This is a genomic window from Microcoleus sp. M2_D5 (genome assembly GCF_036701935.1).
Taxonomy (GTDB): domain Bacteria; phylum Cyanobacteriota; class Cyanobacteriia; order Cyanobacteriales; family Microcoleaceae; genus Microcoleus.
The window spans coordinates 3,030-8,893 of record NZ_JAUBRP010000132.1 but is presented as its reverse complement, the minus strand read 5'-3'; the positions used below and the strand labels follow the sequence as shown (position 1 = coordinate 8,893).

The window sequence follows — 5,864 nt, the reverse complement described above, 5'->3', positions numbered from 1 at the left end:
GAGTTACCTTGGTAGACGTATTTCCTATCTTTACTTATTTTAACATAGTTCGGTTTTTTCGCACCGACCTACTTATGCTGTAGTAGTTTGCTAACCTAATTGCATATTTGTGCGATCGAGTTTGCACAGTTGTGCAATATATTTTCTAGCTGATTTCTATATCATATAAAATGAAACCAATTTCATTACTTAAATCGACGATTTGTCTGACTTATACTAAATCCGCGTTTTCTACCACATTTATAATTAACCACAGAGAACTCACAGAGTACAGAGAGAGGGAGAGAGTACAAAGGGGATACTCAACCCTGATTTGGTATCATTAACTAAAGCAAAAAAATTAAATAAACCTAAAAAAACGCGCTTTTTCGTCGTTATTTTGATAATACAAACATACTTGCCCCAATCAGCTCAAGCTAAATGCTTACTGGCTAAGGAATTACCAATTACCAATTACCAATTACGGTTTCAACAATGAGCCAAGATTTACCAGAGCCAAGCACACTGAAAATACTTGTAGTGGATGACCACGAACTAATCTTAAGCGGAACGATCGACTTGCTGAAACGGCACTACCCACAAGCCGAAATTCTTACCGCTAAAACAACCCAGAATGCTCTGCAACAGGTCGAAGCATTTGGGCCGGATTTAGTTATTATGGATCTTTCCCTACCAGAAACCTTCGGGCACACTGCCGAAATCAATCGAGGCATAAAAAGCCTGGGAACTTTAATGAAAAACTATCCCACCCTAAATTTGGTTGTGCAAAGCAGTTATGTCAAAGCACTGGTGCGGATTAAACCAGACATCGACGCTCATGAAGGAGGGTTTACCGTAGCTGATAAAGGACTTTCCAGCCAGGAGATGTTGAAGCGGATTGACTTGGCACTCAAAGGAGTTACCCATACCAAAGATTTGAAAATGCCGCCAGGGGAAGTCAAGCCAGAGTGGCTTGAGGTACTCAATCTCGCTTTTGAAGAAGAATTGGAAGATAAAGGCATTGCCGATCGTATGAACCTATCCCTCAGAACAGTACGCCACTACTGGACAAAAGTTCAAGACGTTTTAGGGGTTTACCCGGAAGATGGCAAAAGTCTCCGCATTCAAACGGAAAAACGAGCTAGAGAAGAGGGGTTTATTGATTGATCTGTTTTGTTAAGGAAGAAACTGTTGTTACCCACTATTTCAAGCAAAATTAGAAAAGAATTTACCATCTGGTCTGGAGGAACACTGCCAGGAATTGTTGCTATAGTGCTGATTATACTCGTTCGTTTGAGTGGACTGCTGCAATCGATCGAATGGGTAACTTTCGACTCGTTTATGAGGCTGCGACCATCTGAACCTATCGACAAACGAATTGTGATTGTGGGAATTGATGAAGCCGATATCCAACGTATCAGAAATTACCCTATACCCGATCGCGAAATTGCCAAACTGTTGAGAACTTTGCAGAAGTACCGGCCCAGAGTTATCGGTCTTGATATTGTTAGAGATATACCCGTTGAACCCGGTCATGCCGAACTGGTTGCAACTTTTAAAGATATCAAAAATCTGATTTTGGTGGAAAAAGTTATACCTGTTTTTATTAAGCCACCCCCCGACTTACCCCCGGAAAAAATTGGTTTTATAGATTACCTTTCCGATGATGACGGCAAGGTCAGGCGTGCAATACTAGGAATAAATAGACCTGAAAACGAGAAAAAATACGCCTTTTCCCTGCCTTTGCGACTGGCAGAAACCTATCTCAAAGCTGAAGGCATTGAACTGAGCAATGGCATTCGCGATCGCGAGGCGATGCGGTTTGGTTCGACTGAACTTCCTCGCTTTTTGCCCTATTCTGGAGGCTACGCGGGCGCTGATGATTTTGGCGTTCAGCTACTGCTTAATTATCGCAACGGTCGGGAACGATTTCGCACGCTATCCCTTCAAGATATTAACGATATTGAAGCCGACAAAGGTAATCCTAATGGGCTGCGCGATACCTTTGGCGATCGCATTGTTCTAATTGGGATAACGGCTCCTAGTATTAAAGACTTTACCAATACTTCTGCGATCGCTAATTTACAACCGCCTGGGAAAATTTATGGCGTAGAATTTCATGCCCATGTGGCCAGCCAAATCGTCAGTGCAGTTCTCGATGGACGACCCGTTTTAAAAACCTGGTCGGAGGGTTGGGAATATCTTTGGATTGTAGGTTGGGGCATTTTAGCTCTTTATCTTGGTCGGCTGACTCAATCTCCATTAAAAACCCTCGTATATCTTGCCGCTGCCAGTCTGGGGTTAGTTGGAATTAGTTATGCTTTCATCGTCGGGGGATGGTGGATTCCCGCAGTACCAGCTTTATTAGTTTTGGTGATTAATGGTGCCATCTCGAACACTTTCTATCAATACGATCGATTTTTAAGGTTTCAGATTGAGATCCGCCAACACACCATAGAACGGACATTTATTATAATTCATAATGGCCCTCTGCAAACACTAGCAAATATTTTGAGGCACGTTCAAGACCAAAATTTAGAACCAAATCAATTGCTCGAAGAATTGAAAAATCTGAACTGGGAAATCAGAGAAGTCGGCGAATACCTGAAACTCGAAGCTCTCGATCGAAAGGAAAGTCTCCGTCTCGGCAGCGGTCTAATCCTAGACTTAAAGCTACCGATTCGTGACCTACTCTATGAAGTCTACAGCCATACACTCCAGCGAAACTTTCCTTCCTTTAAAACGCTCAAAGTTAAAGTTTATTCGTTCGAGCCAATTGAAGAGCAATACTTAAGCCTGGAACAAAAGCGAGAACTCTGCCAATTTCTGGAAGAAGCACTGTGCAATGTCGGGAAACACGCTAAAAAATTGACCCGTCTCACTGCTACTGGCTCTTCAAACAAAGGCTGGTACACCCTAAGTATTAAAGATAATGGATCTAGCATTTGCTCTTCCTATGAAGGTCGAGGAACCAAGCAGTGTCTAAATCTCGCAAAAAAATTAAAAGGAAAATTTAAGCGAACCTGTCTCGGAGAGAAAGGGACTTTGTGTGAGTTAACTTGGCCCATTACGGGGAAAAACTGGAATTTTGCTAGTATAAAACGTAACTTCATAACCAAGATTTTGAAAGGCAGAAGCTAGACCCTCGTTATTGTGAACCTCACTTAAACGAGAATTGCTATATCAGAAACAGCCTCACCGAGTTACCCGAAAATTAGATTAATACGGAGGGCTAATAAGATTGCCGAGTTGTGCAATTATAACTACCTTAAAGAGCGACAGGAAATACAAACTCAAGCAATTAACTTGGCACAAGCTACTCTAGTTAGATATAATCTATTTATTTATTATAGGACTAATACTCACACAGACGCCCTAAAAAATAAGGAGAAAAACAAAAAGGGTTGACCAACTGGTTGGTTACTTTGGCAATAAGCACAATACCCCAATACAGGATCTAAGGTATGAAAAAAAACGCACAAAATCAAACAAGCCATGAATATTATGAGATTAGGTGACTATGATTTAGAAGTTGAACAACTTCCTAATCAATTAAGACATCGGGAATTTGATGTTACCATAGTTAACAATCAGTTAGGACAAAAAACTAAATCAGCTATTAAATAATTAAAAAAGGAAAAAAGGCTAAGTTATGATGTCAATCCAATGGTTCTTTAACAAACGCATCAACATCAAAATACTCACCAGTTGTGCCTTGAGTTTAACGCTGATTGTAACTTCGGCAGTTCTGGCGGGTTATGCACCTGGCAATCAAAAGCCTCCCCCTCAAGAAAGAAGCTCGGATGGAGGAACGACTAGAGGGTGTTCTGGAGGAGATATGCCACTAACCGTTCTCGCCCCTGTGAACTACATAGGACGAACGATTTCTCGATACCCTACGTTCGCTTGGTTTGTGCCTAATGATTCTGCCTCCAAGCCAATAAAACTCACGATTTACGAGTGGGTTCCAGGTGCTAAACCCCAACAAGTTCGCGAGATATCCTTGCAGAGTTCACCGGGAATTATGAAATTATCTCCGTTCTCGAATAGCGAACAAGGACTGCAACAGGAGAAACAATATCTTTGGCAAGTTGTTATCAATTGCGACCCAGATAACCCATCAGGCGATCTAGTAAGCGAGGCAACTATTGAGGTTGTAGCAATGCCTGCTGCCGTGCAAAGTAAACTCAACAAAGCAGTAAATAGCGTTGAAAAAGCTAATATCTATGCTGAGGCAGGTTTATGGTACAACGCGCTAGATGAAGCGCTCAAACTCGCCCAAGCGTCGAAACTGGGAGAAATAGGTTCAACTTTGTTAAAAGATTTGGCTGTGTCGGAAGCACCAAAAACCACTTCACAATTGTCGCCAAAAGAACGCTCCGCTCGCGCGAAACAAATTGAAAACCTGAAGCAGATTGCAGACAGTACACGCTAAGTAACCTCTAAGCAGTAATGAAAAACAACACTTCACGTCGTGCAGTTTTACAAGGTTTGATGGCTAGTGCAATTGTTATCGGGTTTGATGTAGCCAATCGTTCTTGGATGACATCTGCCAGTGCCATATCTTTGTTTGAAACTTTGCCACCTCTTTCTGGAGTTCTTTACTTCAGGGGGCGACAACGAGTCTAAAGAGCTTGCTCCATCAGCTTTATAGCTCTTAATTCCCTCTGATAAAAGGCTCGCCCATTAGGAAATAAACTCATCATGGACTCTACCCACTCCTGACAGGAGTCCAAGGCAATCAACCAATTTTCGCCATATAAACCAATCCAAAACTTACTATGTCTTCTTCTATTTCTCTCTGGCTCTTTAAGACGGCATACATATTTTTCCTGTCCTTTAAGCTGGGTTCTCTTCCCTTGTAACGATGCTGCCGTCATCGCCAAGGCTATTAAAATAATCAAAGCAATTAATTTGTCAGGGAGGCTTGACACCGTTCTAAGTTAGATCCTGCAGTTTTATAGTCTTTAAACATTGCTTCGATGCCGTAACGTTGACCGTAAATTGCGATCGCACTTGTTCTTGTCTGGGAGATTTGTTAGCAAATACCAAGGTTCATGAACTTGACTGAACTTGACAAATTACTTAGTTTTTGGTTTTAACCGAACCGTACTGATCCCACCCTACAGCCAGTTACCGATGAGGATAAAGGGTACTCGTTTTTGCAAATATATTTACCAGCTTAGCTCGGTTATCAATTTCAAAATAGTCGCTTGACTCAATCTATTTCAGCGTTGTTAGTTTACACAACATCACTTCACTTCTTTAAGAGTAATTTCAAATTACCCCTTGCACAGTTGTGCAATGATAACTACATTAAAAAGTAACAGGAAATACAAAATTAAGCACTAAATTTGGCACAAAATACTCTAGTTTCATCCAATATACTTATTTATCGTATTACTATTACCAACCACACGATCACCAGAAAAACCAAGGAGAAAAACAAAAATGGCTTACAAACTGGTTACTTTGGCAACTGTACACAATATTGTCACCAAAAGAACGGGAGGCTCGCGCGAAACAAATTGAAACCTTGAAGCAGATTCCAGATAGCGCAAGCTAGTTAACCAAATCTTGAATTTAAAGATGCGTTACTGAACTGGCAGAGCAAAGTTAAACCAACCATTTTCAGAAAAGGCTGTCAAATCTTGAGGGGTGTAATTTGGAGTGGAGAAAATGGGTATACTGAGTTCATGTTGTAACAGCTTACACCATAAGCTATTTAGGATAAAAGCCCTGAACAAAACACTCTATGTCAAATTTTGAGTGGTGTAATTTCGAGTGGAGAAAATGGGTATACTGAGCTCATGTTGTAACAGCTTACACCATAAGCTATTTAGGATAAAAGCCCTGAACAAAACACTCTATGTCAAATTTTGAGT

The 5,864-nt window shown here is 41.1% G+C and carries 6 protein-coding genes; 5 read left to right on the top strand and 1 reads right to left on the bottom strand.

The window, feature by feature from the left end:
• The first annotated feature begins 474 nt into the window (after positions 1–474).
• The 5 genes from QUA50_RS28535 to QUA50_RS28515 all read left to right on the top strand — a co-directional run bounded on the left by QUA50_RS28535 (position 475) and on the right by QUA50_RS28515 (position 4,608).
• Positions 475–1,146 (top strand): response regulator transcription factor, encoded by a 672-nt coding sequence (locus QUA50_RS28535; protein ID WP_333268608.1) that lies wholly within the window; start codon positions 475–477, stop codon positions 1,144–1,146.
• Positions 1,147–1,170: 24 nt separating this feature from the next.
• The gene (locus QUA50_RS28530) at positions 1,171–3,120 is read left to right on the top strand and encodes a CHASE2 domain-containing protein (RefSeq protein ID WP_333268609.1); all 1,950 of its coding nucleotides are present in this window, start codon (positions 1,171–1,173) and stop codon (positions 3,118–3,120) included.
• A 354-nt stretch (positions 3,121–3,474) separates the two neighbouring features.
• A complete protein-coding gene (locus QUA50_RS28525) occupies positions 3,475–3,606 on the top strand; it encodes a hypothetical protein (protein ID WP_333298968.1) in 132 nt (43 codons plus the stop codon).
• A gap of 25 nt (positions 3,607–3,631) precedes the next feature.
• Positions 3,632–4,414 (top strand): DUF928 domain-containing protein, encoded by a 783-nt coding sequence (locus QUA50_RS28520; protein WP_333268611.1) that lies wholly within the window; start codon positions 3,632–3,634, stop codon positions 4,412–4,414.
• A 17-nt stretch (positions 4,415–4,431) separates the two neighbouring features.
• Positions 4,432–4,608, top strand: a complete 177-nt coding sequence (locus QUA50_RS28515; protein ID WP_333268613.1) for a hypothetical protein — start codon at positions 4,432–4,434, stop codon at positions 4,606–4,608.
• Here QUA50_RS28515 and QUA50_RS28510 read toward each other — a convergent pair.
• Positions 4,605–4,913 carry a hypothetical protein gene (locus QUA50_RS28510; RefSeq protein WP_333268615.1) on the bottom strand — a complete coding sequence of 103 codons (309 nt, stop codon included), beginning with the start codon at positions 4,911–4,913 and terminating at the stop codon, positions 4,605–4,607. The genes QUA50_RS28515 and QUA50_RS28510 overlap by 4 nt on opposite strands.
• Positions 4,914–5,864 lie beyond the last annotated feature (951 nt).